The 25,808-nt window shown below is 64.8% G+C and carries 25 protein-coding genes and 1 tRNA gene; 6 read left to right on the top strand and 20 right to left on the bottom strand.

The window, feature by feature from the left end:
* Positions 1–72 precede the first annotated feature (72 nt).
* The gene (guaD, locus tag TabM4_RS13550) at positions 73–1,350 is read right to left on the bottom strand and encodes a guanine deaminase (RefSeq protein ID WP_434613263.1); all 1,278 of its coding nucleotides are present in this window, start codon (positions 1,348–1,350) and stop codon (positions 73–75) included.
* 146 nt (positions 1,351–1,496) lie between these two features.
* On the opposite strand from guaD, the gene mgtE reads away from it, so the two are divergent.
* On the top strand, positions 1,497–2,867 hold the full coding sequence (mgtE, locus tag TabM4_RS13545; protein WP_434613261.1) for a magnesium transporter: 1,371 nt from the start codon (positions 1,497–1,499) through the stop codon (positions 2,865–2,867).
* A complete protein-coding gene (locus TabM4_RS13540; protein WP_434613258.1) occupies positions 2,864–3,415 on the top strand; it encodes a 5-formyltetrahydrofolate cyclo-ligase in 552 nt (183 codons plus the stop codon). The genes mgtE and TabM4_RS13540 overlap by 4 nt, the downstream gene beginning before the upstream one ends.
* 106 nt (positions 3,416–3,521) lie before the next feature.
* Here the strand turns inward: TabM4_RS13540 and TabM4_RS13535 are convergent, their stop codons facing one another.
* The 14 genes from TabM4_RS13535 to TabM4_RS13470 all read right to left on the bottom strand — a co-directional run bounded on the left by TabM4_RS13535 (position 3,522) and on the right by TabM4_RS13470 (position 16,383).
* Complete coding sequence (locus TabM4_RS13535) at positions 3,522–4,871, bottom strand: ATPase (protein WP_434613255.1); 1,350 nt, start codon at positions 4,869–4,871, stop codon at positions 3,522–3,524.
* 65 nt (positions 4,872–4,936) lie between these two features.
* A complete protein-coding gene (locus TabM4_RS13530; protein WP_434613252.1) occupies positions 4,937–5,440 on the bottom strand; it encodes an A24 family peptidase in 504 nt (167 codons plus the stop codon).
* Between the two features lie 5 nt (positions 5,441–5,445).
* Positions 5,446–6,291, bottom strand: a complete 846-nt coding sequence (locus TabM4_RS13525) for a tetratricopeptide repeat protein (protein ID WP_434613249.1) — start codon at positions 6,289–6,291, stop codon at positions 5,446–5,448.
* A gap of 36 nt (positions 6,292–6,327) precedes the next feature.
* Positions 6,328–6,891, bottom strand: coding sequence for a tetratricopeptide repeat protein (locus TabM4_RS13520; RefSeq protein WP_434613246.1), 564 nt, complete (start codon positions 6,889–6,891; stop codon positions 6,328–6,330).
* Between the two features lie 18 nt (positions 6,892–6,909).
* Entirely contained in the window at positions 6,910–7,890 is a 981-nt protein-coding gene (locus tag TabM4_RS13515) for a type II secretion system F family protein (RefSeq protein ID WP_434613243.1), read from the bottom strand.
* Positions 7,891–7,893: 3 nt separating this feature from the next.
* On the bottom strand, positions 7,894–8,862 hold the full coding sequence (locus tag TabM4_RS13510; protein WP_434613240.1) for a type II secretion system F family protein: 969 nt from the start codon (positions 8,860–8,862) through the stop codon (positions 7,894–7,896).
* A gap of 29 nt (positions 8,863–8,891) precedes the next feature.
* Entirely contained in the window at positions 8,892–10,370 is a 1,479-nt protein-coding gene (locus tag TabM4_RS13505) for a CpaF family protein (protein WP_434613238.1), read from the bottom strand.
* Between the two features lie 41 nt (positions 10,371–10,411).
* Positions 10,412–11,695 carry an AAA family ATPase gene (locus TabM4_RS13500; RefSeq protein ID WP_434613235.1) on the bottom strand — a complete coding sequence of 428 codons (1,284 nt, stop codon included), beginning with the start codon at positions 11,693–11,695 and terminating at the stop codon, positions 10,412–10,414.
* Between the two features lie 301 nt (positions 11,696–11,996).
* Positions 11,997–12,659, bottom strand: a complete 663-nt coding sequence (locus tag TabM4_RS13495) for an OmpA family protein (RefSeq protein WP_434613232.1) — start codon at positions 12,657–12,659, stop codon at positions 11,997–11,999.
* A gap of 7 nt (positions 12,660–12,666) precedes the next feature.
* Positions 12,667–14,052, bottom strand: coding sequence for a type II and III secretion system protein family protein (locus tag TabM4_RS13490; protein ID WP_434613229.1), 1,386 nt, complete (start codon positions 14,050–14,052; stop codon positions 12,667–12,669).
* 239 nt (positions 14,053–14,291) lie between these two features.
* Positions 14,292–15,131, bottom strand: a complete 840-nt coding sequence (cpaB, locus tag TabM4_RS13485; RefSeq protein ID WP_434613226.1) for a Flp pilus assembly protein CpaB — start codon at positions 15,129–15,131, stop codon at positions 14,292–14,294.
* Positions 15,132–15,240: 109 nt separating this feature from the next.
* Positions 15,241–15,450 (bottom strand): hypothetical protein, encoded by a 210-nt coding sequence (locus tag TabM4_RS13480; RefSeq protein ID WP_434613223.1) that lies wholly within the window; start codon positions 15,448–15,450, stop codon positions 15,241–15,243.
* A gap of 133 nt (positions 15,451–15,583) precedes the next feature.
* Entirely contained in the window at positions 15,584–15,772 is a 189-nt protein-coding gene (locus TabM4_RS13475; protein ID WP_434613220.1) for a Flp family type IVb pilin, read from the bottom strand.
* 434 nt (positions 15,773–16,206) lie between these two features.
* Entirely contained in the window at positions 16,207–16,383 is a 177-nt protein-coding gene (locus TabM4_RS13470) for a hypothetical protein (protein ID WP_434613217.1), read from the bottom strand.
* A 347-nt stretch (positions 16,384–16,730) separates the two neighbouring features.
* Between TabM4_RS13470 and TabM4_RS13465 the strand changes: the two genes are divergently transcribed.
* A complete protein-coding gene (locus TabM4_RS13465; protein ID WP_434613214.1) occupies positions 16,731–17,618 on the top strand; it encodes a lytic transglycosylase domain-containing protein in 888 nt (295 codons plus the stop codon).
* A 39-nt stretch (positions 17,619–17,657) separates the two neighbouring features.
* On the opposite strand, the gene TabM4_RS13460 is transcribed toward TabM4_RS13465, so the two are convergent.
* The 4 genes from TabM4_RS13460 to TabM4_RS13445 all read right to left on the bottom strand — a co-directional run bounded on the left by TabM4_RS13460 (position 17,658) and on the right by TabM4_RS13445 (position 20,159).
* Positions 17,658–17,945, bottom strand: coding sequence for a GNAT family N-acetyltransferase (locus TabM4_RS13460; protein WP_434613211.1), 288 nt, complete (start codon positions 17,943–17,945; stop codon positions 17,658–17,660).
* A 113-nt stretch (positions 17,946–18,058) separates the two neighbouring features.
* A complete protein-coding gene (locus TabM4_RS13455) occupies positions 18,059–18,688 on the bottom strand; it encodes a CoA transferase subunit B (RefSeq protein ID WP_434613208.1) in 630 nt (209 codons plus the stop codon).
* Positions 18,688–19,392, bottom strand: a complete 705-nt coding sequence (locus tag TabM4_RS13450; protein WP_434613206.1) for a CoA transferase subunit A — start codon at positions 19,390–19,392, stop codon at positions 18,688–18,690. Before TabM4_RS13450 ends, TabM4_RS13455 begins: the two co-directional genes overlap by 1 nt.
* A gap of 83 nt (positions 19,393–19,475) precedes the next feature.
* The gene (locus tag TabM4_RS13445) at positions 19,476–20,159 is read right to left on the bottom strand and encodes an META domain-containing protein (RefSeq protein ID WP_434613203.1); all 684 of its coding nucleotides are present in this window, start codon (positions 20,157–20,159) and stop codon (positions 19,476–19,478) included.
* 118 nt (positions 20,160–20,277) lie between these two features.
* Between TabM4_RS13445 and TabM4_RS13440 the strand changes: the two genes are divergently transcribed.
* Positions 20,278–20,363 (top strand) — tRNA-Leu (locus TabM4_RS13440).
* An 87-nt stretch (positions 20,364–20,450) separates the two neighbouring features.
* A complete protein-coding gene (locus TabM4_RS13435) occupies positions 20,451–21,767 on the top strand; it encodes an acetamidase/formamidase family protein (protein ID WP_434613201.1) in 1,317 nt (438 codons plus the stop codon).
* A gap of 38 nt (positions 21,768–21,805) precedes the next feature.
* On the opposite strand, the gene TabM4_RS13430 is transcribed toward TabM4_RS13435, so the two are convergent.
* Positions 21,806–22,267, bottom strand: a complete 462-nt coding sequence (locus tag TabM4_RS13430) for an Lrp/AsnC family transcriptional regulator (protein WP_281469063.1) — start codon at positions 22,265–22,267, stop codon at positions 21,806–21,808.
* Between the two features lie 103 nt (positions 22,268–22,370).
* Between TabM4_RS13430 and putA the strand changes: the two genes are divergently transcribed.
* Entirely contained in the window at positions 22,371–25,808 is a 3,438-nt protein-coding gene (gene putA, locus TabM4_RS13425; protein ID WP_434613197.1) for a bifunctional proline dehydrogenase/L-glutamate gamma-semialdehyde dehydrogenase PutA, read from the top strand.

Below are 25,808 nucleotides of genomic sequence, written 5' to 3'. Positions count from 1 at the left end.
CCCTCTTGGCGCGTGCCGCGCCAATTCACCCCCTGAGGGTATTTGTCTCCGGGTCGAAGGGGGCGCAGGCCGTCAGCGCAGGGGTTTGCCGCCGATCCAGACCGTGCGGATGGCGCGGTCGTCGCCCATCATGATGGTGGGAAAGAGCGATTCCCAGATCGTTTCGGCGCGGGCCGTGGCTTGGGCGATGGCGGGCGTGGAGGCGAGGTCGAGGATTGTCAGGTCGGCCTCCATGCCGGGGGCGATGTTGCCGATGCGGTCTTCTGCGCGGAGTGCGCGGGCGGAGCCGACGGTGGCGAGCCAGATCAGTTGCGAGGGATGGAGCGCCTGACCGCGCAACTGGGCCACCTCATAGGCGGCGGCCATGGTATGCAGCATGGAGAAGGAGGAGCCGCCCCCGGTATCGGTGGCGAGGCCCACGCGGAGTTGGCGGGCGAGGTTCATGTCGAAAAGCCCTGAGCCGATGAAGGTGTTGGAGGTCGGGCAATGGACGAGGCTGGCACCGGCCTCTGTCAGGCGGGCGCGTTCGCGGTCGGTCAGGTGGATGGCGTGGCCGTAGACGGCACCCTCGCGCAGGAGGCCCTGCGATTCGTAGGTATCCAGATAGTCGCGGGATTGCGGGAAGAGGTCGCGGACCCAGTCGATTTCATCCGTCTGTTCGGAGAGGTGGGTCTGCATGAGGCAATCGGGATATTCGCGCCAGAGCGCGCCCAAGGCAGCGAGTTGTTCGGGGCTTGAGGTGGGGGAGAAGCGGGGGGTGATCACATAGGAGAGGCGGTCTTGCCCGTGCCATTTTTCAAGAAGCGACTTGCTGTCGTCATAGGCCGATTGTGCGGTGTCGCGGAGGCCTTCGGGGGCGTTGCGGTCCATGCATGTCTTGCCGGCGTAGAGGCGCATGCCGCGGGACCGGGCTGCGGTGAAGATGGCATCCACGGAGGCCGGGTGGATGGTGGCATAGGTGCAGACGGTGGTCGTGCCGTGGGCGGTGGCGAGGTCGAGGTAGCGGTTGGCGATCATCTCCGCATAGGTGGGGTCGGCGAAGCGCATCTCTTCGGGGAAGGTATAGCTGTTCAGCCAGTCGATCAGCCGTTTGCCCCATGAGGCGATGATGGCGGTCTGCGGGTAATGGACATGGGCGTCGATGAAGCCTGCCGTGATGAGGCATTGCCCGTAGTCGTGGAGGCGGGCCTGCGGGTGGCGGGCGCGCAGCGTGTCGGCGGGGCCGGTGGCGGTGATGCGGCCGCCTTCCACCAGAACGGCGCCATGGGGTTCGTGGCGGGCGGCGGCCTCGCCTGCCTCGAACGGGTCGGCGGTGAAGGACAGCACCTGTCCCAAGAGGAGATCGGCCATGTCTTGCCCCCGTCCTGCGCCGCATCCGGCGCGTCATGCGTCTCTTGCAAGCCTATGGTCTTTTGGCGCATGGGTAAATTTCCCCGTGCCCCCTGTTTCGCAGAAACAGCTTTCGTTAGGCTGGGGGTAATCGGGCAGGGTGCGGCATGGCGGAAAACGAGGCAGCGGTCGAAGAGATCGAACTGGACGATGACCGCGTGGAGGCGATCCGCGCGGCGGTGGAGGCAGGAGACCGCGCGCTGGTCCTTGGTCTGGTCGGGCCGCTGCATGCTGCCGATATCGCCGACTTTCTGGAGCAGATCGATGCCAGCGAGCGGCAGGAGTTCCTTGCGCTCTATTCCGGCGAGATCGACGGGGACCTGCTGTCCGAGATCGACGAGACGATCCGCGAGGAGGTGATCGAGAGCCTGCCCGCCGAGGTGGTGGCCGAGGCGGTGCGCGATCTGGATACCGATGACGTTGTCGACATCCTTGAGGATCTGGAGGCATCGGCGCAGGGGCGGATCCTTGACGCGCTGGATGTGGCGGACCGGGTGGCCGTCGAACAGGCGATGGCCTATCCCGAGGGATCGGCGGGGCGCCTGATGCAGCGTGAGGTGGTGGTCGCGCCCGAACATTGGACGGTGGGCGAGGCGATCGATTTCCTGCGCAGGGCGGAGGCATTGCCCGATCAGTTCTATCACGTGATCCTCGTCGATCCTCGGATGCGGCCTCTGGGCTATGTCACGCTGGGGCGCATCCTTTCGGCGCGGCGCGAGGTGGCCCTGAAGGACCTGACGGAGGAGAGTTTCCGCACGGTGGAGGCGACGGAGGAAGAGGAAGAGGTCGCCTATATCTTCAACCAGTATCACCTGATTTCCTGCCCCGTGGTGGATGCGGGCGGGCGGTTGGTGGGGGTGATCACCATCGATGACGCGATGAACGTGCTGGACGAGGAGCATGAGGAGGACATGCTGCGTCTGGCGGGCGTGGGCGAGGAGGCGAGCGTTCTGGACGGACCCCTTGCCACGGTGCGGCAGCGCTTGCCCTGGCTGGTGGTGAACCTGTTCACGGCGTCACTCTCGGCCTTTGTCATCTCGCGTTTCGAGGCGACGATCACGGCCATCGTGGCGCTGGCGGCGCTGATGCCGATCGTTGCGTCAACCGGGGGGATTGCGGGGACGCAATCTTTGGCCGTGGCGGTGCGGGCGCTGGCGACGCGGGACCTGACGGCGGCGAACGCGCGGCGGGTGGTGCTGCGGGAACTGGCGGCGGGGGCGCTGAACGGGCTTGCGCTGGCGGCGATCATCGGGCTGGCGGGATGGGCCATCTTTGGCGACCCGTGGATCGGGGGGGTGCTGGCGATGGCGATGGTGGTGAACCAGATCGTGGCGGCGCTGGGCGGGGTGCTGGTGCCGCTGACGCTGGAGCGGATGGGGCTGGACCCGGCGCTGGCCTCCGGCACCTTCGTCACCACGCTGACGGATGTGATGGGGTTTCTGGCCTTCCTCGGCCTTGCGACCGTGGTGCTGCTATGAGCGTCGACGAGGCCAAGGCGGTGGCGCGGAAGGCGGCTTTCGCAGCCCGGAAAGAGGCATTCGCGCGCGGACAGGGGCAGGCGGCGGAATTGCTGGCCGATGTGCTGGCGCCCCATCGAGGCAAGGTGCTGGCCGGATATATGGCGATGCGGACCGAGATCGATCCGACGGCGGCGATGGCGGCGCATCAGGGGCCGGTGGGCGTGCCGGTCATCCTCGGGGCAGGGCAGGCCTTGCGGTTTCGCGAATGGTCGCCCGGTTGTGCCATGGTGGCAGGAGAGTTCGGAGCCTTTATCCCCGCAGATGGCGCATGGGTGGAGCCGGAGGTGGTGATCGTTCCCCTCGTGGGCTTCGATGCGCGGGGCTATCGGCTGGGCTATGGCGGCGGGTTCTATGATCGCACTCTGGCGGGCCTGCGCGCGCGGCATGGTGTTCTCGCGGTGGGATTTGCCTTCGCGGCGCAGGAATTGCCCGAGGTGCCCATCGACCAATATGACCAGCGGCTGGACGTGATCGTCACGGAACAGGGCATCCGCCACTTCCCTTAGGCCTGCTTCATCCGTTCTTCAAATATCCCGGGGGTCCGGGGGCTGGCCCCCGGTCCCGCAGCATCGACCCGCGCGACGCGTCCCGGAATTTTCGCAGAAAATTCGTCTACTTGGCGATCTTCTCGTCGCGGACGAACATGTTGTTCCAGGCGCGGTCGATCAGGTCGGGGGTCATCTGGTAGGGGATGCCCTCGAATTCGCAGATGGAAATCATCTGGTCGATCAGGAAGACGGGTTGGTAGTTGGCATAGTTGTTGTTGATGGTCGGATACTTGACCTTCAGCAGGTGGACGAGCGCCTTTTCATCCAGCGGCATCTTCTTCTTGCGCGCGACGAGGGCGAAGATCTTCAGGAAGTTCTCCTGATTGGGGCCGTCGATCTTGATCTTGAAGAAAATACGCCGCAGGGCCGCGCCGTCGAAGATTTCGTTCGGGTGGAAGTTGGTGGAGAAGATGACCAGCGTGTCGAAGGGGACGGTGAATTTCTCGCCCGATTGCAGGGCGAGGATGTCGCGGGCCTCTTCGAGAGGCACGATCCAGCGGTTGACGATCTTCTGCGGGGGTTCGGCCTGACGGCCCAAGTCGTCGATGATGAAGATGCCGCCCGTGGCCTTGAGCTGCAGGGATGCGTTGTAGGTGCGGGCGGTGGGGTTGTATTTCAGGTCGAGCATGTCGAGTGTGAGTTCGCCCCCCGTGATGACGGTGGGGCGCTCGCAGCGGACATAGCGGGCATCGAAGCGGTTGCCGGTGCGGCGCAGGGCGTTCGGATCGTCGACCTGCTCTTCGGCGGCGGAATGGACGATGGGGTCATAGACCGTGATGATCTGACCGGCATATTCGATGGCGCGGGGGACATAGATCTTGTCCCCCAGCGCGTCGCGGATGCCGTTGGAGATGGAGGATTTCCCGTTGCCGGGCGGGCCATACATCAGGATCGACCGCCCCGAGGTGACGGCGGGGCCCAGATTGTCGATCAGGTCGGGGGGCAGGATCAGGTGGCCCATGCCCTTCATCAACTCCTGCCGTGTCAGGGTAATGTTGCGGACGGATTGGCGTTTCACCTGTTCCTTGTACATCTCCAGCGGCACGGGGGCGGCGCCGTAATATTCGGATTGCGACAGGGCATCCAGCGCGCGGGCCTTGCCGGCGTCGGTCAGTTGATAGCCCATCTCGTTGCCCGAGGTGGCATGCAGCGTGCCCGTCGCCTCGATGAAGCGCTGGGTGCGGGCGGTGTCGATCATCTCTTGGATCAGGGTGATGGGCAGGGCGATGACGCGCGAGAGTTCCGACACGTATTCGAGGTTCATGCGGAACATCGTCTTGAGCAGCAGGTCGCGCAGCATGACATGCGACAGGCCCGTTTCCGCCAGCGACCTAGGCTGCGGCGGCGGGGTGACGGAAGGGGCGGGGGCGGCAGTGGCAGGGGCCTGCGAGAGCGGTGCGGTCGGGGCGTTCATGCCTGCGGGACTCCGGTCGGGAACGGTGCGGTTCCGGACGGGCTATCCGCAATTCATGGAGAAATTCAGGCAGAGATGAGGAGACCGAGGAGAAAGTAGAAGATCAGCGTCCCGGAAAGCGCGAGGCCCATGGGAAACTTGCGGCTGGTCCAACTTACCCATTCAGGGGTAGCGCTGCGGAACGGTGTCAGGCGCAGGAGGCGATGGGCGGCGAAGGCGGCCAGCAGGCAGCCAGCGAAAAGGGTGAAGACGAAGGCGGGGGAGGAGCCGGTGAAGAAGGGGGCCATGGCTGCGGCGAATTTGGCATCGCCCGCCCCCACCAGCCGGAGGGTGGAGATGATGAAACCCGCCACCAGCGTGATCATGCCGAGGGCGAGGCCCCAGAGCCAAGCCTCGAAGGGCAGGGCGATGGGGCCGATGACGATGAACACCGCCGCCAAGGCGAGGACGGAGGTGTTCGGGATCTTCATGAACTTCATGTCCGACCAAGCGACCCAGAGGCCGATGGCGACGACAGGCAGGATGAACCACCAGGCCGTCCAGTCGGACGGCAGATCCGAAATGCGCATCCCTGTCAGGCCTCGAGCGCGGCGAGGCTGCGGACGGCGGCCTCGAAATGCTGGGGATGGGTGGAGATGGCATCCTGCAACAGGGCCTTGCCCACGGCGACATCGCCTTTCTTGATGGCGGTGAGCGCGAGGGTATAGAGGAGTTCGGCCTTTTCAGTCTGGTTCATCGGGACCACGGGCAGGTCGTATTTTCGCTGCGCACCGCGCGCCATGACGAGGTTGTTCTTGGCGGTGAAGAGGCTGTCGTCAAAGGTGATGGCCTGCACGAAGAGTCGTTCCGCCCCAGCGAAATCCTGCCGCGAGAGTTTCGAGAAACCCCAGTTGTTGTAGATGCTTGCGGGTTTGGTCGTCATGCCCGCCGCGATCTCATAGAAGCTGTCGGCCCGCTTCCAGTCCTTGCGGCTGTCGGCGACCATGGCCTCAAGCCGGTAGCGTTCGAAGGTTTCGTAGGTGGGCGGGATGCGATTGAGTTCGGCGGCGGCCTTTTCCCATTCGTTCTGCCGGATCAGCGCATCGGCCAAGGCGACGCGATCCTCGGGCTGGCCCTGCGGGGAATTGGCGATGGAGGCCCAGACGGTGGCGGCTTCGGCAGCGCGTCCGGCGCGGATGAGGGACTGGCCAAGGCCGCGCTTGAGGTCGATCCGGTCGGGGTTTTCCGTCGAGGCCTTGGTGAAATAGGCCACGGCTTCGTCCGGGTCGCCAACTGTCAGCATGATGTCGTTGAGGTTCGTCTCGTCGATGACATTCACGCTTTTCAGCGCGCGCTGCACCTCGGCATCCGAGGATTTCTGACAGGCGGCGAGGGCCACCGTGCCGGTGAGGCACAGGGCGAGAAAGACTGGGTGGCGCATGTTCCTGCGTCCTTTTGCTGCTCGGTCCCGTTGACCCTAGAGCTGCGAGAGAAGGACGAATTCGCCCTGACCCCGCCGCACGAGGGAGAAAGTCGGTTCTTCTTGCGACCCATCATATACCGAAGCTTCGCTTTGCGCGATAGCGAGGCGCAGATTTTCGCGGATGGAGTCCGTTTGGCCACTGTCGAGGGCGAAGGCCTGCTGGAAGATCAGGCGGGCCTCGTCGGGCTTGCCCTGTTCCATGAGAACGACGCCAAGGTTGTTGAGGGCAGGCACGAAGGTCGGATCCTCGCGCAGGGCCTGACGCAGGACCTTTTCTGCCTGCCCGAGGCGGCCCAGCCTGAGATTGGCCGATCCGATGGCGGAGAGGGTGTCGATATTGATCCCCCTTTGACCCGCGGCGCGCATATAGGCCCGCAGGGCGAGTTCGTATTCGCCCGCCTCCATCAGACGATGCCCCACAAGAAGGCCGTCCTCGGCAGAGGCGCGCCGGTCGATGCCGGGGGGCGTGCGCGTGTCGGATGTGCCAAGGCCGCCGGTCGATTGACAGGCGGCCAGAAGGCAGAGGCCCGAGAGGGCCGCCGGTATCGCAGTCTTCAAATTGGCCCCACCCCGGCCTCAGCCTCCGAATGCCTTCATGACGCCGTGGATGGAGGGCCCGATCAGGATCACCATCAGCGGCGGCACGGTGAAGAGCATTGTGCCGAGGGTGAGCTTCGTCGGCAAGGTGTTTGCCTTTTCTTCAGCGCGCATCACGCGTTTGTCACGCATTTCGGCGGAGTAGACGCGCAGCGCCTCGGCGATGGAGGTACCGAAGGTGGCGGATTGAATCATCGTGGTGACGAAAGAGGTGATGTCGGGCAGGCCCACGCGTTCGGCCATGTCGCGCAGGACGGTGACGCGTTCCTTGCCGGCGCGGACCTCCTGGCTCACGATGTCGAATTCCTCGGCAAGGTCGGGATAGGCGGGGGCGATCTCGCGGGCGACGCGGGCGATGGACTGGTCGAGCGACTGCCCTGCCTCGACGCAGACGAGCATCATGTCGAGCGCGTCGGGGAAGCCGTCGGTGATGAGTTGCTGGCGTGTCTGAAGGCGGCGCTGGACCCAGTAGACGGGCAGGTAATATCCGGCCGCCGCGGGCATCAGGGTGGACATGGCCATCGCCTGCATGTCGAGTTCCTGCGAGCGGCTGACGGCGAAGGTATAGGCCATGCCGAGCACGAGGAAGCCGATCCCGAGCAGGAACTGCATGGCATGGAACATGCGGACGGAATTCTTGCCCCTGTAGCCCGCGCGCAGCATCTTGAGCCGCGCCGCCGACATCTGCTCCTTGTCCTGCGGTTCGAGGAAATGGGCGAAACGGTTCAGCTTGTCGTTGCGATCGGAGGAGCGGCGCAGGTCGGCATCGCGGGGATCGCGGGCCTTGCCGCGTTCCATCCCGCGGGCCTGCTGCTTGAGCTTGTCGAAGGGTTCCGGCTCTTTCTTCAGGAGGAAGGGCAGGGTGACGAGGATCAGCAAGAGGCCGAGTCCCCCCAGAACGAGCAGGGGGCCGAGGTCGCCCATCTTCGCGACGATGAGATCGTTGATGGAAGAGAACATGGGTCAGACCTTGATGTTGACCATGATCTTCATGAAGATCACGTTCACTATGAGGAAGGCGACGACGAAGAGCGCGGCCGGAACGAAATACTGGGTTTCCTTGACGCCATCGTAATAGTCGGGCTTGAGCATCTGGATCATCAGAAGCGCTGCGATCGGGAAGCCCGACAGGAACATGCCGGACCATTTCGCCTCGGCCGTGATGGCCTTGACGCGCCGGAAGAGTTTGAAACGCGAGCGGATCACCTTGGCCAGACCGTCGAGGATTTCGGCGAGGTTGCCGCCCGACTGCTGCTGGATGGAGACGGCGACGGCGAGGAAGTGGAGGTCCTGATTCTCCATCCGGTTGGCGAAGGCGCGCAGGCTTTCGGCGATGTCGCGGCCATAGGTCGCTTCGTCGGCGATGAGGCCGAATTCGGTTCCCAGCGGATCGGCCACCTCTTTCGAGACGATGGCCACGGCGTTGGAGAAGGGGTGGCCGACGCGGAGCGAGCGGACCATGAGTTCCACGGCATCGGGAAGCTGCTCCTCGAGCAGAGCCATGCGCTTTTTCGCCTTGCGGGCCACCCAGACATAGACGCCCCCCACGCCCATTACGGCGGCGATGCCGACGCGGACGGTGGTCTGCGCCTCGGTCATGAGGGTGAGGCCGACATAGGCGACGATGCCGAGGAGGCCCATGATCCCGATAAGTTGCCGGGGCGAGAAGGCGATGTTGGCCTTTTGCGCCTTGGAGGCGAGCATCTTGTAGAGCGGGATGCCCTTGGCGTTCATGTGCTGGGACATCTCCTTGCGGAGTTGTTCCAGCACCTGTTCGCGGTTCTGGTTCTTTTCCAGAAGGGCGAGGCGGCGGCTGACCTTGGAGTTGAGGCTGATCGATTTGCCGAAGACCGTCAGATACAGACCTTCGACGAGCACCACGACGGCGACGAAGATGACGATGTAGATGACGGGGGCTGCGCTGAATTCCATGTGGGGCGGGCCTGATCTGGTGGTGGGGGTCAGATGATCGGTTCGTAGATGGAGGCGGGCAGGTCATAGCCCCACTGGCGGAAGCGTTCGGAATAATGCGAGCGCACGCCGGTGGCGTTGAAGCGGCCGATGATCTTGCCCGAGGGTTCGACGCCGAGCCGTTCGTAGCGGAAGATTTCCTGCATGGAGATGACGTCGCCTTCCATGCCGGTGATTTCGGTGATGGAGACCATGCGGCGCGAACCATCCTGCAGGCGGGAGGCCTGCACGATGAGGTTGACGGCGGAAGAGATCTGGCTGCGCACCGCCTTGAGCGGCATTTCAATTCCGGCCATGGCGACCATGTTTTCAAGGCGCGAGATGCCGTCGCGGGCGTTGTTGGCGTGGATCGTGGTCATGGACCCGTCATGGCCGGTGTTCATGGCCTGAAGCATGTCGATGACTTCCTCGCCGCGCGTTTCGCCGACGATGATGCGGTCGGGGCGCATCCGGAGCGCGTTGCGGAGGCAGTCGCGCTGGGTCACGGCGCCCTTGCCTTCGACGTTCGGCGGGCGGCTTTCCATGCGGCCCACATGGACCTGCTGGAGTTGGAGTTCGGCGGTGTCCTCGATCGTCAGCACGCGTTCGGTGTTGTCGATGAAGGAAGAGAGCGCGTTGAGCGTGGTGGTTTTCCCCGACCCCGTGCCGCCCGAGACGATGATGTTGAGGCGGGTGGACACGGCGGCCTGAAGATAGGCGGCCATTTCTTCGGTGAAGGCGCCGAAGCGGACGAGGTCGGCGACGCCGAGCTTTTCCTTCTTGAACTTCCGGATGGAGACGAGCGAGCCGTCCACTGCGACCGGAGGCACCATGCAGTTGAAGCGCGAGCCGTCGGCGAGACGGGCGTCGCAATAGGGGTTGGATTCATCGACGCGGCGGCCCACGGCGGAGACGATCTTGTCGATGATCCGCAGCAGGTGGCGTTCGTCTTTGAACGTCACGTCGGTCAGGGTGAGTTTCCCGCCGCGTTCGACGAAGATGCGGTGCGGGCCGTTCACGAGGATGTCGGAGACGGTTTCGTCCTTCAGCAGCGGTTCCAGCGGGCCGAGGCCCATCACCTCGTCATAGAGTTCCTGATTGAGCGTGGCGCGGTCGTCCTTGTTCAGGGCGACGGACATGTCGGACAGGGTTTCGGAGGTGATCTCGGCGATCTCGGAGCGAAGCTGCGCTTCGGTTGCGTGTTCCAGAGCCGAGAGGTTGAGGCTTTCCAGAAGCTTCTTGTGAAGCTCCACCTTCAACTCCATCAGGCGTTCCTTGCGCTTCTTCTCCTTTTCCGCTGCGGCGGCTTCGGGTGTGGCGGGAACGGTGTTCGGGCGCTGGCCCAGCATGGGCTTGGGCGGCGGGGCCGCGGGGCGCGGAACGCTGGCAGGGGCCGGAGCACCGGCTGCGGGCGCGGCGGGTGCCGGGGTGACAGGACGAAGCGCGGGTTTGGCGTCGGAGCCGTCAGGCTTTTTGAAACGTGAAAACATCAGATTGGCCCCCCAGGCCAGGCAGTCTGATCGGGTTAAGGTTACTTGCGACCGGTGGCAGCGGCGCGGTTCAGGTCATGCAGTGATTTGGCGAGTTTCTGGATTTCCTTGCGGACCGGGTTTTTCGGCGCGCTGTGCGACAGGGGATGACCGTGGTCATTGGCCTGTGTCACCTGCGGCCCGCCGTCCGGGATCTGGACCTCCAGCCGGATGTCGAGGCTTTCGGACATGCGCTTCACCCGGCTCTTGGCAGAGAGGTCGGTGAATTTCGGGGCGCGGTTCAGGATATAGCGGAGTTTCTCATGCGGCAGGGTTTCGGCCTTGAGCGCGCGCACGAGGCGCAGGACGTTCTGGGCCGAGCGCAGGTCGAGATCCATCATCGCGAAATAGACATGCGCGCGGGTCAGGACGGTTTCCGTCCATGCCACGATGGTCTTGGGCATGTCGATGATGACGAAGTCGAAGTTTGACTGGGCCATGTCGATGATGCGGGCGATGTCCTCGGGCGCGACGATGTCGAGCGGCAGCATGTCGGCCGGCGCGGTGAGGACGTGAAGCTTGTCGTTGTAGGTGAGCATCGCCGCGAGGAAGGCGTCGCTGTCGGCGGCGGCGGTGTCGGAGAGGAGTTCGAAGACCGCCTCCTTGCGGGGCAGGTCGAGATAGGTCGCGACCGAGCCGTACTGGAAATCGAAGTCGAGCAGGCAGACGCGCGGCGCGTCCTCCTTTTCGATCGTGGCCAGTTCCCATGCGAGGTTGGCCGCGAAGGTTGACGCGCCCGAGCCGCCGGAAAGGCCGTGGACGGGCAGGACGACCCCGTCGCGGTCGCCCTTGGCCTTGAAGCTGGGCGTCTGGGGCGGGGCATCGGGGACGGCGTGCAGGTGGGTGATGCTGGCGGCGGTCTGGACCGGGGCGGGCGCAGGACGGCGGACGCGTTCGATCGCCTCTTTCAGCGCGCCTTCGGGCAGGGGGTAGGGGACGAAGTCGTCCGCGCCCAGACGGAGGAGCTGATGCAGACCGGCGGGGCTGATCTGGTCGGCGATGAGGATGACCTTGATCTTGCGTTCGGTGGCGGCCTTGATGATGTCGGTGATGCGGGTGAGGTCGCCCTCGTCTTCGGCATTCACGGCGATGGCTACGAATTCGAGGCTGCCCGCGTCGGGTTGAGCGAGGAAGTCGCGGGCATCCTCGAAGGTGAGGTCGCCCCAGCTTTCGCCCAGTTCCAGTTCCATGTCGTCGATCAGGAGGTCGAATTCCTGGATGTCCCGCGAGATTGTGCAGGCCAGGATCGGCGCCGGATCGGGCATCATGTTGGCAGCAGTGCTCATCGCCTTTTGGTCCTTTGTGGTCAGGGATGACGATGGCGGGAGGCCGTCCGTCCGGGATGCGGACGGGCGGGCAGGGCCACCGGGCACCCCCCTCACGACGTGACGCCATGAGATTGTTCCCAGTCAGGGTGGAAGCTGGAGGTCAATGGTGGCGATTCTTGGGCTAGAAACGCGTGATTGTTTGAAATCTGGCGACTTTAGCGGGGCTGGATGGGCCAGTGTCGCGCAGAGGCACGGAATTTGAAGGGCCGGGCAACAGTCTTTGCCCGGCCCGTGTTTCTGGTTCGATGCCGTCGAAGGATCAGGGCGCGGGAGCCGCCTCTCCGGGGGCCGGGGCCGCCCCGCCCGTCGTGCCGCCGCCTGCCGCGCGGGGCGTCGCGCTGGTTATGTATTCGCGGTAGATCACCTCGGCATATTTGCCGTCGAGGATGTTCGGGTGACGCTTGAGGAAGCCTGACACTTCCGTCACCGTGCGGCGGTTCTCGTATTCGGGTTCCTGCGTCTGGATGACGGGGCGCGTCTCGCCGAAGGAGACCAGCGCCTCGAGCCGGGACCGCGATATGCCGCGGGTGGCGAAATAGGCGACGACGGCCTCGGCGCGGCGCTGACCCAGACGCTTGTTATAGGCGTTGGAGCCGACGAGATCGGTGTGGCCGTAGACACGGAAGCGCACTTCGGGGAATTGCCGGATGAAGTTTGCCTGTTCGTCCAGAACCATCTGCGCCTCGGGGGTGAGCTGGGCGCTGTTGAAGTCGAAGTTGATGGTAGTGGGTATCTCGCGGGCGAAACGTTCCCCAAGCGCCTGGATCGGGTCGATCTGGCCGGTCTGGAGAAGGAAGTTGTTCATCGATGGATTGCCGAAGCCGCCTTCGTCGATATCGGCGCTGATCGTCTTGTCGGCGCAGCCGGCGAGAGCGAGGGAGGCGAGAAGGGTCAGGGCGATGGTCGCGGATTTCATGTCCATTCCCCCTTTATTCCATCACATAGCCATAGGAGCCGGTGAAATCCTGCCGGGCCACTTCGCCAGCAGGCCCGGAGGTCGCCGCCTTGCCGACTTCGCCGAAGAGGAAGAGTTCTGCTTCGGTCGGCAGACGGACGCGGTCGGTGGGCAGGGCCAGCGCCTCGCCCCGGGTGGGCGAGACGAGGTGGGGGGTGACGATGATCACGAGTTCGGATTGGCCGCGTTCGTATTCGGCGGACCGGAAGAGCGCGCCGAGGACGGGGATGTCGCCCAGCCACGGCACCTGACCGCTGACATCGCGAAAGTCGTCCTGCAGAAGGCCCGCGATGGCAAAGCTTTCGCCGTCGCGCATTTCCACAGTGGTGGAGGTTTCGCGGCGCTTGAAGGCGGCAAGCTGGATGCCTTGGCTTTCCTGCGACACTGTCCCGTCGATGGAGGAGACGGAGGCATTGATCTGCAGGTTGATCAGGTCACCATCCACCACGGTGGGGGTGAACTTCATCTCGACACCGAAGGGTTTGTATTCGACCGTGATCGTGCCGTCATCCGAGACGGGGACGGGGTATTCGCCACCGGCGAGGAATTTCGCCTCTTGCCCTGAAAGGGCGGTGAGGTTCGGTTCGGCAAGGGTGCGGACGACGCCCTTGGATTCAAGCGCCTCAAGCAGGATGCCGATTTGCAGGGAGCCGGTTGTGAAGCCGAGAAGGCCCGCGCCGACAGTGCCGTCGCGAACCGTGACAGCACTTCCGAGCGTGTTTGTGCCCTGCAGCCATGTGCCGGTTTCCACGGCGTCGTTGGTTCCGTCTATGGCAAGCGACGCGGACAGGTTCTTTGACACCGACCGCTGCATCTCGGCAAAGCGGACCTTCAGCATCACCTGCTGCGTGCCTCCGACGGACATGAGGTTCGACACGCGCCCCGGTGCATAGCGTTCGGCAAGGTCGAGGGCGCGGGCGAGGCGCTGGGTCGAGGAGGCAGTGCCGGAAAGCACGATGCCGTCATTCGCCGTGCGCACCTCGATCTTCTCGCCGGGGAGGATCTGGTTCAGACGTTCCTTGAATTCCGCGATGTCGGTGGTGACCTGCACCTCGACATTGGTGATCAGTTGGCCGTCGGCGTTGAAGAGCGTCAGCGTCGTGCGCCCCGGCGTCTTGCCAAGAACATAGATCGACCTGTCCGACAGGGTCGAGATGTCGGCTATTCCCGGATTTGCAATGGAGAGTTCGGCGAAAGGCGTTTCGCTTTCAAGGACGACGGCGCGGTTCATCGGCACCTCGAGCGCCTGCGCCGCCGTGCCCTTCACCACCTTCAGCACTTCGGCCGAGGCCGCATCTGTCGTGGCAGTCGCGAGGGCAAAGCCCATCGCGCAAGCTGCCGCCAGCTGTCGCATCTGCATCGGTGACCTGCCCTTTCGATCACACCTCTGATCGCGGATCTTTGTTGCCCGCTCCGTCGCCCAAAATGCCCGAGATGGCATTTTATTGCAAGAATCATTGCCTTAGGTGCCGTTCCTTATGTGGATAACTGGCAACAATGGTAAATTTGTCGCAAGCCTTAGGAACAGGAAGGGGCGCAAACACCATATCCGGTGGTTGCGCCCCCTTGCCCCGGATCACGCCGGAGTGAGGCTTTCGGTCAGTTCGTGCAGGGGATCGGGATCTCCACCACTTCGCTTCCCTTGCGGTTGCGGATGGTGCAGACCTTTTCGGCCTCGACCTCGATGACCTCCTGCTGTTCGATCCCGAGCAGCGAGGCGCTGTCCACCTCGATCTTTTCGGCGCCTGTCTCGGTGTTCGAGCCGACGAGCGAGAGGGTCAGATTCCCGGTCGCCTGGGCCTGCGCGAGGCGGGCCACCTGTTCCTGGCTGACCTGCACGGTGACGGTCTGGGCGACCGTGGCGCCCACCGTCGCATCGCCGACCGCTGTCTGGTCGATGGCGATGACATTGACGCTGCTTTCGATCAGGCGCGTGATCTCGCGCGTGCCGTCATTGCCGGTCCAGTAGACATCGACGAAATTGCCCGGATAGACGAAGCCGGACACGCCAGAAGAGGCGTTCACGTTGATCGCGAAGGCGCGCATGCCGGGATCGAGCGCGCCGGTCAGGCCCGCGGGCTGCCCCGGTTGAGTGACCTTCAGCGCGAGGATGGGTTCGTTCACTTCCATCGGGCGCAGGACATAGCGCGGGCGGTCCTCATCGGCGGGGAAGAGAGCGGTTTCCTCGGTGAAGATGCCTTCGGGCAGGGCGCTTTTCTGCCAGAAGATCTTTTTCACCGCGTCGGGTTCCAGAGTGTCGCCGTATTTGAGCTGTTCCGCCGCAACATAGACCTCGACCAGGTCACCAACCTTGGCGCGGAAGGCGCGTTCCTGAACAAGGGCGCTTTCCGTCTTGTTGATGTAACCTTGGGCCATGTAAACGGCAAAGCCCGCCAGCGCCATGCCGACGAGCAGAACCAATCCGAACATCATGCGCATCGTCTCGTGCCTCGTGCTTCATCCGCTCTGCGTTTGGCGGGCCTTGGTTGCGGCGGGCCGATAAGGCGGCCCAGACCATTGTGATTAGCCCGCTCAGGGCGCATCACCCTCAATCTTGGAGCGCTTCTTCCACTGCGGCGACCGTGTCTGCGGCGACGCCGCTTGCGGCCGTTTCGGTGGATTCCGTCATCATGACCATCATGGGGACCGAAAGGAGGACGACGGCAGCCGCCAGAACCACCCAATCGACCGTTACGGCGCCATCTTCCCCTTTCAGGAAAGCCTTGATCCGAACAGTCTTCGCTTCGCACACTTTCATTTCTTCACTCCGGTCCGGGTCATTCGGCAGTGCGCCAGAATAACGCAAATCTGCAGTCGACAGCCACCTAACCTTATGGAAACGGCCAGGCTTTTGGCCTGGCCGTCCTGACTTTTCAGGCTTCGCCCGAAGATTACGGGTTGTCGGAGTTGTCGATCACGTCCGTGGCGACGTTGCCGGCAGCTTCGGTGATCGCCGGGGTCATGGTCTGGGCGATGATGATGCCGAGGCCAACGATCGCGCCGGTCAGAACGACCCAGTCAACGGTCACGGCGCCGGATTCGTCGTTTTTGAAGCGCTTGAAGATGTTCAGGAATTTCATGGTGGTCTTCCTTGATAGGTGTTTCAGTTTCAGGTCTTGCTCACAACCGCCCCGGTTTTTCGGTCCGTTCATCCGGTCCGTCTGCCGTTCGGTATGAGGGCATATGGCCCCTGAATCGTGGCGGCAGTTGGGTTGCGATAGGGCATTTTCAGCACATGTTAACTTTTGCGTTTAACACGGCTAAGCACCTGAAAACGTTAACAACTATTTTTCAAGCTACATACTTTCGGTTGGCCCGGAATGCCTTCGGATGGCAAATTTGGCGGTTTTGCCATGTTTCCTGGGGGAGTCTGGCGACGCCATGGCCGGATCGCAGCAGCCTGTGGAAGACATCGGCAGGCAGGGCGCGGGCGGAGGTGGGGGGTAGTGGCCCTCCGCCCGCGTCGCACGGTTGGCCGGAGGGGCCAATCGCGCGGACCTGCGTCAGGCGAAGATCACTCGCCGGCGATGTCTTCGGTGATGGCGGTGGTGGCGGTTTCGATCGAACCGCCGATCGTGCCGGCCACGGTCACGCCCAGAGCCACGACGGCGCCGGTCAGAACGACCCAGTCCACGGTCACGGCGCCGGATTCGTTGTTCTTGAAGGATTTGAAGAGGTTCAGGAGTTTCATGGTCGTTCCTCGTTACTGGTTACATGTACAGGTCTTGGTTCCAACCGCTTCGGCCCGTGTCGATCTTTCGAACCAACCGTTTGCCGTTCGGTATGACCCTATATGGCCCCCCAACGGTGGCGGGAGTTTGTGTGAGTTTGGGCTTTTGCTTTCGTGGCGCATTTTTTTCGTCTTTCCTTCAAGCCATTGAAAAGGTGCCGAAAATTTTCAGAAAAATCGTGAAAAATTAACTCTTTAGGCGACAGCTTGGCGGTTTTGCCATCATCCGACGCAGGGAGTGGCCAGACGGGGCGATTTGGTGCATGATTCCCCGCAAGAGGCAGATACAGGAAAGGCATCCGGCAGAGATGCGATTCCGGTCAGGATTTTTGATCGCGCTGGTCGCGGTGGCGTTGCCCCTTGGGGCGACCGGGGAAGGTGTGCCTGCCGCGCGGGATTTCACCTTCAAGCGGATCAAGGTGGGCGAGGGTCTGCCGGGGCGGAAGGGTCTGGTGCAGATCGATCCGGAGGAACAGGCGCGCATCCTTGCCGCGCTGCCGCGAACCTCGGCCCCGCATCAGGAGCCGGTGCTGCCGCCCGTGACGCTGGGCGGTGCGTCGGTGCCTCCGCCGCAGCTTGGCCCGGCGCCGCAGCCTGCGGCGCGCTTTGGCTGGTTCTGGGAGGCGGTGCCGCCGGGGATCGGGGATGTGGCCGGGCGCTTTCCGCTGGCGCTGGCCACGTTATCGCAGGGGCCGGACGGTGCGGTGGTGCCGACGCCCCGGATGCAGCACATGCAGGAACTGGCGGATGCGTGGGGGACGGAGCTTCTGAAGGCGACGGTGGGGACGGAGGTTTCGCCCGCGCTCGCGCTGGCGGTGATGGCGGCGGAAAGCGCGGGGCAGACCGAGGCGGTGAGCCATGCCGGGGCGCAGGGCCTTATGCAACTGATCCCCGATACGGCCGAACGTTTCGGTGTGACCGACGCCATGGATCCGGTACAGAACATCAGGGGCGGCGTGGCCTATCTGGACTGGCTGATGCGCCATTTCGACCGTGACCCGATCATGGTGATCGCGGCCTATAATGCAGGCGAGGGGGCGGTGAAGGCCAATGCCGGCGTCCCGCCCTATGCCGAGACGCGGGATTACGTGCCGAAGGTGCTGGCGGCATGGACCGTGGCGCAGGGCCTGTGCATGACGCCGCCCGAAGTGGTGAGCGACCCTTGCGTCTTCCGGATCATCGCTGTGGGGAATTGAGCCTGTGGCTGGTTGACCCCCGCTCAGCCTGCGGTGGGATCAGACTGCGAAGGCATCGGCCCATTCGGGGTGCTTCTTCCGCTGCGCGTTTACAAAGGGGCAGAGCGGCATGATGCGGAAGCCCTCCTTGCGGGCGTCCTCTACCATACGCGTGACGAGGGCGAGGCCCGCGCCCGTCCCGCGGAAGCTGTCGGGCACGCCTGTGTGATCTGCGATGATCAGGGTGGGCGAGGTGATGGAATAGGTAAGTTCCGCCTCTTCGCCATTCAGGCGAATGACGTAGCGGCCCTTGGTCTGGCCGTGCTCGCGCTGGATTTCATGCGCCATGGGCGGGTCCTTCCGGGCGGGGGCAAAATTTTCGGACGAAAATTTTGCGGTGCGAAAAATCTTCGGACGAAGATTTTTCCGGCTCCTCCGGCTTGCCGGAGGAGCCTGCGCGGTCAGTCGACCAGCGTCGCCTCGGTCGCGGCGCGGAGTTCGGCGTCAGACACACCATCGGCGAGTTCGACGATCTTCAGCCCGCCGGGGACGACGTCGAGGACGCCGAGATTGGTGATGATGCGGTTGACGACGCCCTGACCGGTGAGGGGCAGGGTGCAAGCCTTCAGCACCTTCGATTCACCGTGCTTTGAGGTGTGGTCCATGACCACGACCACGCGGCCCACGCCCGCGACGAGGTCCATCGCGCCGCCCATGCCCTTGACCAGCTTGCCGGGGATCATCCAGTTCGCGAGGTCGCCATTCTCGGCCACTTCCATCGCGCCGAGGATGGCCATGGCGATCTTGCCGCCCCGGATCATCGCGAAGGAGGTGGCGCTGTCGAAGAAGGCGGTCTGGGGCAGTTCGGTGATGGTCTGCTTGCCTGCGTTGATCAGGTCGGGGTCTTCCTCACCCTCGTAGGGGAAGGGGCCCATGCCGAGCATGCCGTTCTCGGATTGCAGGGTGACGCTGACGCCTTCGGGGATGTAGTTCGCCACCAAGGTCGGGATGCCGATGCCGAGGTTCACATACCAGCCGTCCTGCAGTTCCTGCGCGGCGCGGGCGGCCATTTGGTTACGATCCCACGGCATCAGACGGACTCCTTCTTGCGGGTGGTGCGCTGTTCGATGCGCTTTTCGTGTTCGCCCTGCACGATGCGGTGGACATAGATGCCGGGCAGGTGGATCGCGTCGGGGTCCAGCGACCCCAGCGGCACGATCTCTTCGACTTCGGCAACGCAGAGCTTGCCGCAGGTGGCGGCGGGCGGGTTGAAGTTGCGGGCGGTCTTGCGGAAGACGAGGTTGCCCGAGGGGTCGGCCTTCCATGCCTTGACGATGGAGAGGTCCGCGACGATGGAGCGTTCGAGGATGTAGGTCTTGCCGTCGAAGTCCTTGTGCTCCTTGCCTTCGGCGATGACCGTGCCGACGCCGGTGCGGGTGTAGAAGCCGGGGATGCCCGCGCCGCCCGCGCGCATGCGCTCGGCCAGCGTGCCCTGCGGGTTGAATTCGAGTTCGAGTTCGCCGGAGAGGTATTGGCGCATGAATTCGGCGTTCTCGCCCACGTAGGAGGAGATCATCTTCTTGACCTGACGGCTCTCCAGCAGGACGCCGAGGCCGAAGCCGTCGACGCCCGCGTTGTTCGAGGCGACGGTCAGGTCCTTGGTCCCCGCCTTGCGGATCGCCGCGATCAGCAGTTCCGGGATGCCGCAGAGGCCAAAGCCCCCGGAAGCGATGGTCATGCCGTCGAACAGCACGCCGTCCAGCGCTGCCTCGGCGCTGGGATAGACCTTTTTCATGTAGTGCCTCATCCGCAAACTCTCGGGCCGTATAAGGAACCGGGGCGCGCGGCGTTGTCAATTGCCGCGCCGCGGCGAGGGCCTCAGCGGCGGGCGGAGAGGACGGTCGTCGCCTCGTCCGATTGCAGCAGGAGCGTGCCTTCCCTGCCGATGTCGAAGCGGGTGATGGCGGAGAGCGCGGCGAGGACGGCCTGTTCCGTTTCCATCGCCGGAGGGGGGCAGGCCATGCGCGTTGCGGCGATCTGGCCAAGGGTGAGCCCTTCGCCAGTAAGCTCATAACCGCCTGTGAAGCGGTTGCAGCCAGAGGAGCCGGAGATTCGGCCATCGGCGAAGGAAAGAGTGATGTCGAGCCCCTCGGGCAGGGCGGTGCCGTTCAGGTCGGTCACGGTCCAGTCGCCGGCAAGCAGCCCGGCGCTGTTGCCCGCGCAGCCGCTTTGGTCGGTTCCGGCGCGGGTGAGTGTGGCGGTGAAGGGGAAGGGCATGCCCGACATGTTGTCCCGGCAAAGGGTCGGGTCGATGCGCAGGGTGAAATCGGTCGTGGTCAGGATCAGGCTTCCACCCTCGGTCGATTGGGTGAAGGGGAGGGTCTGCACCGTGCCCTTGCCTTCGGGTTCGGAGAGGCGCAGCCCTTCCGCTGCGGCTTCGACCGTCCAGAAGGGTTCGTTGCCGCGTGCCGTCAGTGGAAGGGTGATGTCCTGCGCGAAGGCCGGGGCCGCGGCGAGCAGGGCGGAAAGCAGGGCGCTGGCGCGTGGCAGGCTGCGGTGCATCTTAAAATCTCCGTCAGGTTGTGCCGAGCATAGGCGCATCCTTCGGTTTCGCCTAGCCCGCGGCGGGGCGGGCTTTCCCTTCCCGCGCGGGATTGGTAGCAAGGCGGTCGCCCGCCCTGCCCGCGTGGTGGAATGGTAGACACAGGGGACTTAAAATCCCTAGGCCGAGAGGCCGTGCCGGTTCGAGTCCGGCCGCGGGTACCACGGGCGGGATCATGCCATGGTCGGACTTGTTCGGAGCGCGGGCGGGCCTAGCTTGCCTTTGTCGCTTTGATAACAGGGGAGGCAGACATGCCCGATGGCAGCAACACGCCGTCACGCCGCAGCGTGGTCGTTTCCGAGTTCACGAACAGTGTCCTTGATCCCGATGCGCCCATGCTGGGCCCGGTGGAGAATGGCGGGACGATTATCGCCAATACGGCTCCGGGCTGCTGGGGCCCGATGATCACGCCGCGCCTGCGGGGCGGGCATGAGGTGACCAAGCCGGTTTTCGTCGAAGGGGCGGAAGTGGGGGATGCGGTGGCGATCCGCATCCGGGATATCACGGTGACGTCGATTGCGACGGCGTCGGGACATGACTCGTCGCCGGAAGGGTTCTGTCTGGGCGATCCCTATGTGGCGGCGCGCTGCCCGGTCTGTGACACGGTCTGGCCGGAGACGCATGTGGATGGGATCGGGCAGGACGCGGTCAAGTGCGACACCTGCGGGAATGCGGTGAAGCCCTTCGAGATCGTGCATGGCTATACGGTGACCTTCGACGAGACGCGGGCGGTGGGCGTGACGCTGCCGAAGGTGGCGGCGGAGGAGATCGCGCAGGATGCCAACCATTACGCGGCGCTGCCGGATCAGAGCCGCCAGCATTCCATCCTGACCTTTGCGCCTTCGGACATGCCGGGGACCTTGGTCCGCATGCGGCCCTTCATGGGGCAGTTGGGGACCTGTCCGTCGATGGCCATGCCGGACAGTCATAATGCGGGGGATTTCGGATCGTTCCTCGTAGGCGCGCCGCATCAATACGGGATCACGCCGGAACAGTTGGCCAAGCACAAGACGGATGGGCACATGGATATCGATGCCGTCCGGGCGGGGGCTATTGTCGTCGCCCCCGTCAAGGTGCGGGGGGCTGGGGTCTATCTCGGCGACATGCATGCTGGGCAGGGCGATGGCGAGATCGCGGGCCATACGATGGATGTGGCGGGGAGCGTGACCTTGCAGGTGGAGGTGGTGAAGAACTACCCCATCGACGGGCCGGTGCTTTTTCCGTTGGAAGAGGATCTGCCGCCGATGGCGCGGCCGTTCACCGCCGCCGAGAAAGCAAAGGGCCAACGGTTGGCGGCTCGTTGGGGCGTGAAGGAGTTGGAGGCGCTGGCTCCGGTATCGGTGATCGGGACGGCGGCGAACCTGAACGCGGCCATCGAAAACGGGCTGGAGCGTGCGGCGAAGCTGCTTGGCATGACGTTGGCCGAGGTAAGAAACCGCGCCACGATCAACGGCGCCATCGAGATCGGACGCGCGCCGGGGGTGATTCAGGTGACCTTCCTTGCGCCGCTGGCAAGACTGGATGCCGTGGGCCTGGGCGATTACGCGCGGGAACAATACGGGCTGTGATGCCCTGCGGTGGGGCGGCCTTGCCGCCCCGCCAAGGTTCAGAAGCTTTCCTTCACGGCCTCCATCGCCACATAGGTCGAGGTGGAGGCGACATGGGGCAGTGCGCTGATGCGTTCGGCCAGCACGCGGCGATAGTCGAGGATGTCGGCGGTCCGCACCTTCAAGAGATAATCGAAGCGCGAGGCGATCATGTGGCATTGTTCCACCTCTGGCACCGCCAACACGGCCTTGTTGAAGGCCTGAAGCGCGGCTTCGCGGGTATCGGACAGGCGTACCTCGACGAAGGCGACATGGGCCTGACCCATGCGGATCGGGTCCAGAAGGGCGCGATAGCCGGTGATGACGCCCGTCTCCTCCAGCCGCTTGAGGCGGGCTTGGGTCGGGGATTTCGACAGGCCGATGCGGCGGGCGAGTTCGGTCGCGCTGATCCGGCCATCTGTGGCGAGGATGCGCAGGATTGCTTCGTCGAAGCGGTCGAGGGGGACGCGTTCAATCGGCATGGGAAACCCCGGATTTGCGGGCGGAACGAAAAGTATTTCGGCCATTTTCAGGAGAAAAGACCGCCAAGAAAGGCGTATCATGGGCCAAACAGGAGATAAAGCCATGCCGCGTGACCATGCCGTCGATCCTTGGGCCATCATCGAGCGCGAAAGCCTGCGGGATGAGGCGGCGCTGGTGCGCGCGCTGATCACCGAGGCGGGGCTGGATGCGGCGGCGCGGGCGCGGGTGACGGCGGCGGGGGCGGGGCTGGTGCGGCGCATCCGTGAAAGCGTGAAGCCGGGGCTGATGGAGGTTTTCCTCGCCGAATACGGGCTGTCGACCGAGGAAGGCATCGCGCTCATGTGTCTGGCCGAGGCGCTGCTGCGGGTGCCGGATGCCGAGACGATGGATGCGCTGATCGAGGACAAGATCGCGCCGAGCGATTGGGGGCGGCATCTGGGGAAGTCGGCCTCGTCGCTGGTGAATGCCTCGACCTGGGCGCTGATGCTGACGGGGAAGGTGCTGGAGGATCGGGAGCCGGGCGTGGTGGGCCATCTGCGGGCGGCGGTGAAGCGGCTGGGGGAGCCTGTGATCCGGCGCGCGGTGGCGCAGGCGATGAAGGAGATGGGTCGGCAGTTCGTCCTTGGCGAGACGATCGAGGCCGCGATGAAGCGGGCGAGCGAGCTGGAGGCGAAGGGCTACACCTACAGCTATGACATGCTGGGGGAGGCGGCGCGGACGGAAGGCGACGCGCGGCGGTATCATCTGGCCTATTCCAAGGCGATCACGGCCATTGCGGCGGCGGCGAAGGGGTCTGACATCCGCGCCAATCCGGGGATTTCGGTGAAACTTTCCGCGCTGCATCCGCGCTACGAGGTGGCGAAGCGCGCGCGGGTGATGGAGGAGCTGGTGCCGCGCGTCCGGGCCTTGGCAGGTCTGGCGAAGGCGGCGGGGCTGGGGTTCAACATCGACGCGGAGGAGGCGGATCGTCTGGCGCTTTCGCTTGAGGTGATCGAGGCGGTTCTGTCGGATGCCTCGCTTGCCGGGTGGGACGGGTTTGGCGTGGTCGTGCAGGCTTACGGGCGGCGTGCGGGGGCGGTGATCGACTGGCTTTATGCTTTGGCCGAGCGGCTGGATCGCAAGATCATGGTGCGGCTGGTCAAGGGGGCCTATTGGGACGCGGAAGTGAAGCGGGCGCAGGTGCTGGGGCTTGAATCCTTCCCGGTCTTTACCCGCAAGCAGGCGACGGATGTGTCCTATATCTCCAACGCGCGGAAGCTGTTGGGGATGACGGATCGGATATACCCGCAATTCGCCACGCACAACGCGCATACGGTGGCGGCGATTCTGGAGATGGCGCGGGACAAGCGGGCGTTCGAGTTCCAGCGGCTGCACGGGATGGGCGAGCGGCTGCATGATCTGGTACTGACGGATGAGGGGACGCGGTGCAGGATTTACGCTCCGGTCGGGGCGCATCGGGACCTGCTGGCCTATCTGGTGCGGCGGCTGTTGGAGAACGGGGCGAATTCGTCCTTCGTGAACCAGATCGTGAATGACGAGGTGGCACCCGAGGTGGTGGCGGCCTGTCCCTTGACGGCGATGGAGGGGGTGGCTGCGGCCAATCCGGCGTTGAAGGCGGGGCCTGCTTTGTTCGGGGTGCGGGTGAATTCCAAGGGGTTCGACCTGACGGATGCGGGGCATCTGGCGGCGATCGAGGCGGCGCGGGCGCCTTATGCCACGCATCGGTTCGAGGCGGGGCCGATGCTGGCGGGGCGGCCCGTGGGCGGGTTGCGGGTTGAGGTGCGCAATCCGGCGACGGGTGAGCTGGTCGGGCATGTGGTGCAGGCGGCGGCGCCGGATGTGGATACGGCGCTGCGTCTGGCGGAGCCTTGGGCTGCGGCGGCTGGTGAGCGGGCGGCGGTGCTGCGGCGGGTGGCGGACCTTTATGAAGCCGAGTTCGGGCCGATCTTCGCGCTGCTGGCGCGGGAGGCGGGGAAGACGCTGGCAGATGCGGTGGCGGAGTTGCGGGAGGCTGTGGATTTCCTGCGCTATTATGCGGATGGGGCTGCCGGGTTGAAGGCTCCGGCGCGGGGGGTGTTCACCTGTATCTCGCCGTGGAACTTCCCCTTGGCGATTTTCACGGGGCAGATTGCGGTGGCGCTGGCGGCGGGGAATGCGGTGCTGGCGAAGCCTGCGGAGCAGACGCCATTGATTGCGGCTTTCGCGGTCGGGTTGATGCATCGGGCGGGGGTTCCGGTCACGGCGCTGCAACTGCTGCCGGGGGATGGGCCGGTGGTGGGGCGGATGTTGACGTCTGACGCGCGGGTAGGGGGCGTGTGCTTCACGGGGTCCACCGAGACGGCGCTGATGATCCGGCGGGCGATGGCGGAGCATATGGACCCTACGGCTCCGCTCATCGCAGAGACGGGCGGGTTGAATGCGATGGTCGTGGATTCGACAGCGCTACCCGAGCAGGCGGTGCGGGATGTGCTGGCGTCGTCCTTCCAGTCGGCGGGGCAGCGCTGTTCGGCCTTGCGGTGCCTGTATCTGCAGGAGGACGTGGCCGAGGCGGTGATGGAGATGCTGTCGGGCGCGATGGAGGAGTTGCGGCTGGGCGATCCGTGGGATCTGGCGACCGATGTGGGGCCGGTGATCGATGCGGAAGCGGCGGGGGTGATCCGGGATCATGTGGAGGCCGCGCGGGCGCAGGGGCGGTTGGTGAAGGAGATGGTTGCCCCGTCTTCGGGGACTTTCGTGGCGCCTGCGGTGATCCGGGTGGACGGGATCGTGGCGATGGGGCGCGAGATCTTCGGGCCTGTCTTGCACGTGGCGACCTTCCGCGCGGAGGAGATCGACCGCGTGGTGGAGGCGGTGAATGCGACGGGCTACGGGCTGACCTTTGGCCTGCATACGCGGATCGACGACCGCGTGCAGCGGATCGTGGAGCGGGTGCGGGTCGGCAATGTCTATGTCAACCGCAACCAGATCGGCGCGGTGGTGGGGAGCCAGCCCTTTGGCGGCGAGGGGCTTTCCGGGACGGGGCCGAAGGCGGGCGGGCCGGATTACCTGACGCGCTTTACGCGGGACGAGGTGGCGGAGGTTGCGGGGGCCGACCGTGTGGCGGCGGAGGCGGAGGTGGCCGCCGCGCTGCGTATGGCAAGGCCGGTGCCTGCTGGTGAGAGCCATGATCTGCCGGGGCCGACGGGGGAGTCGAACCGTCTGACCACCGTGGCGCGGGAGCCGGTGCTGTGTCTGGGGCCGACCGCGAAGGCGGCGGCGGAGCAGGCGGCGGCGGTGCGTGCGCTGGGCGGGGTCGCGGTGGAGGCGCCGTCGCTGGAACCTGCGGCGCTGGGGCGGCTGGGCGGCTTTGCCGGGGCGGTGTGGTGGGGCGATGCCGGACAGGGCCGGGCCTATGCGGCGGCGCTGGCGGGGCGGCCCGGGCCGATTCTGCCGCTGATAGGGGGGATGCCGGACCGGGGCCATGCGCGGCTGGAGCGGCATGTCTGCATCGATACGACGGCGTCGGGCGGGAACGCACAGTTGCTGGTGGAGGCGAATTGA

Origin of the sequence: Tabrizicola sp. M-4, from assembly GCF_051132405.1 — a bacterium.
GTDB lineage: Bacteria > Pseudomonadota > Alphaproteobacteria > Rhodobacterales > Rhodobacteraceae > Paragemmobacter.
The sequence above is the reverse complement of the archived record's forward strand: the minus strand, read 5'-3'. Positions and strand labels throughout refer to the sequence as shown.

Coding starts and splice junctions, on each gene's coding strand:
- guaD (WP_434613263.1), bottom strand. CDS start 1,350: ATGGCCGATCTCCTCTTGGGACAGGTGCTGTCCTTCACCGCCGACCCG.
- mgtE (WP_434613261.1), top strand. CDS start 1,497: ATGGCGGAAAACGAGGCAGCGGTCGAAGAGATCGAACTGGACGATGAC.
- TabM4_RS13540 (WP_434613258.1), top strand. CDS start 2,864: ATGAGCGTCGACGAGGCCAAGGCGGTGGCGCGGAAGGCGGCTTTCGCA.
- TabM4_RS13535 (WP_434613255.1), bottom strand. CDS start 4,871: ATGAACGCCCCGACCGCACCGCTCTCGCAGGCCCCTGCCACTGCCGCC.
- TabM4_RS13530 (WP_434613252.1), bottom strand. CDS start 5,440: ATGCGCATTTCGGATCTGCCGTCCGACTGGACGGCCTGGTGGTTCATC.
- TabM4_RS13525 (WP_434613249.1), bottom strand. CDS start 6,291: ATGCGCCACCCAGTCTTTCTCGCCCTGTGCCTCACCGGCACGGTGGCC.
- TabM4_RS13515 (WP_434613243.1), bottom strand. CDS start 7,890: ATGTTCTCTTCCATCAACGATCTCATCGTCGCGAAGATGGGCGACCTC.
- TabM4_RS13510 (WP_434613240.1), bottom strand. CDS start 8,862: ATGGAATTCAGCGCAGCCCCCGTCATCTACATCGTCATCTTCGTCGCC.
- TabM4_RS13505 (WP_434613238.1), bottom strand. CDS start 10,370: ATGTTTTCACGTTTCAAAAAGCCTGACGGCTCCGACGCCAAACCCGCG.
- TabM4_RS13500 (WP_434613235.1), bottom strand. CDS start 11,695: ATGAGCACTGCTGCCAACATGATGCCCGATCCGGCGCCGATCCTGGCC.
- TabM4_RS13495 (WP_434613232.1), bottom strand. CDS start 12,659: ATGGACATGAAATCCGCGACCATCGCCCTGACCCTTCTCGCCTCCCTC.
- TabM4_RS13490 (WP_434613229.1), bottom strand. CDS start 14,052: ATGCAGATGCGACAGCTGGCGGCAGCTTGCGCGATGGGCTTTGCCCTC.
- cpaB (WP_434613226.1), bottom strand. CDS start 15,131: ATGCGCATGATGTTCGGATTGGTTCTGCTCGTCGGCATGGCGCTGGCG.
- TabM4_RS13480 (WP_434613223.1), bottom strand. CDS start 15,450: ATGAAAGTGTGCGAAGCGAAGACTGTTCGGATCAAGGCTTTCCTGAAA.
- TabM4_RS13475 (WP_434613220.1), bottom strand. CDS start 15,772: ATGAAATTCCTGAACATCTTCAAGCGCTTCAAAAACGACGAATCCGGC.
- TabM4_RS13470 (WP_434613217.1), bottom strand. CDS start 16,383: ATGAAACTCCTGAACCTCTTCAAATCCTTCAAGAACAACGAATCCGGC.
- TabM4_RS13465 (WP_434613214.1), top strand. CDS start 16,731: ATGCGATTCCGGTCAGGATTTTTGATCGCGCTGGTCGCGGTGGCGTTG.
- TabM4_RS13460 (WP_434613211.1), bottom strand. CDS start 17,945: ATGGCGCATGAAATCCAGCGCGAGCACGGCCAGACCAAGGGCCGCTAC.
- TabM4_RS13455 (WP_434613208.1), bottom strand. CDS start 18,688: ATGCCGTGGGATCGTAACCAAATGGCCGCCCGCGCCGCGCAGGAACTG.
- TabM4_RS13450 (WP_434613206.1), bottom strand. CDS start 19,392: ATGAAAAAGGTCTATCCCAGCGCCGAGGCAGCGCTGGACGGCGTGCTG.
- TabM4_RS13445 (WP_434613203.1), bottom strand. CDS start 20,159: ATGCACCGCAGCCTGCCACGCGCCAGCGCCCTGCTTTCCGCCCTGCTC.
- TabM4_RS13435 (WP_434613201.1), top strand. CDS start 20,451: ATGCCCGATGGCAGCAACACGCCGTCACGCCGCAGCGTGGTCGTTTCC.
- TabM4_RS13430 (WP_281469063.1), bottom strand. CDS start 22,267: ATGCCGATTGAACGCGTCCCCCTCGACCGCTTCGACGAAGCAATCCTG.
- putA (WP_434613197.1), top strand. CDS start 22,371: ATGCCGCGTGACCATGCCGTCGATCCTTGGGCCATCATCGAGCGCGAA.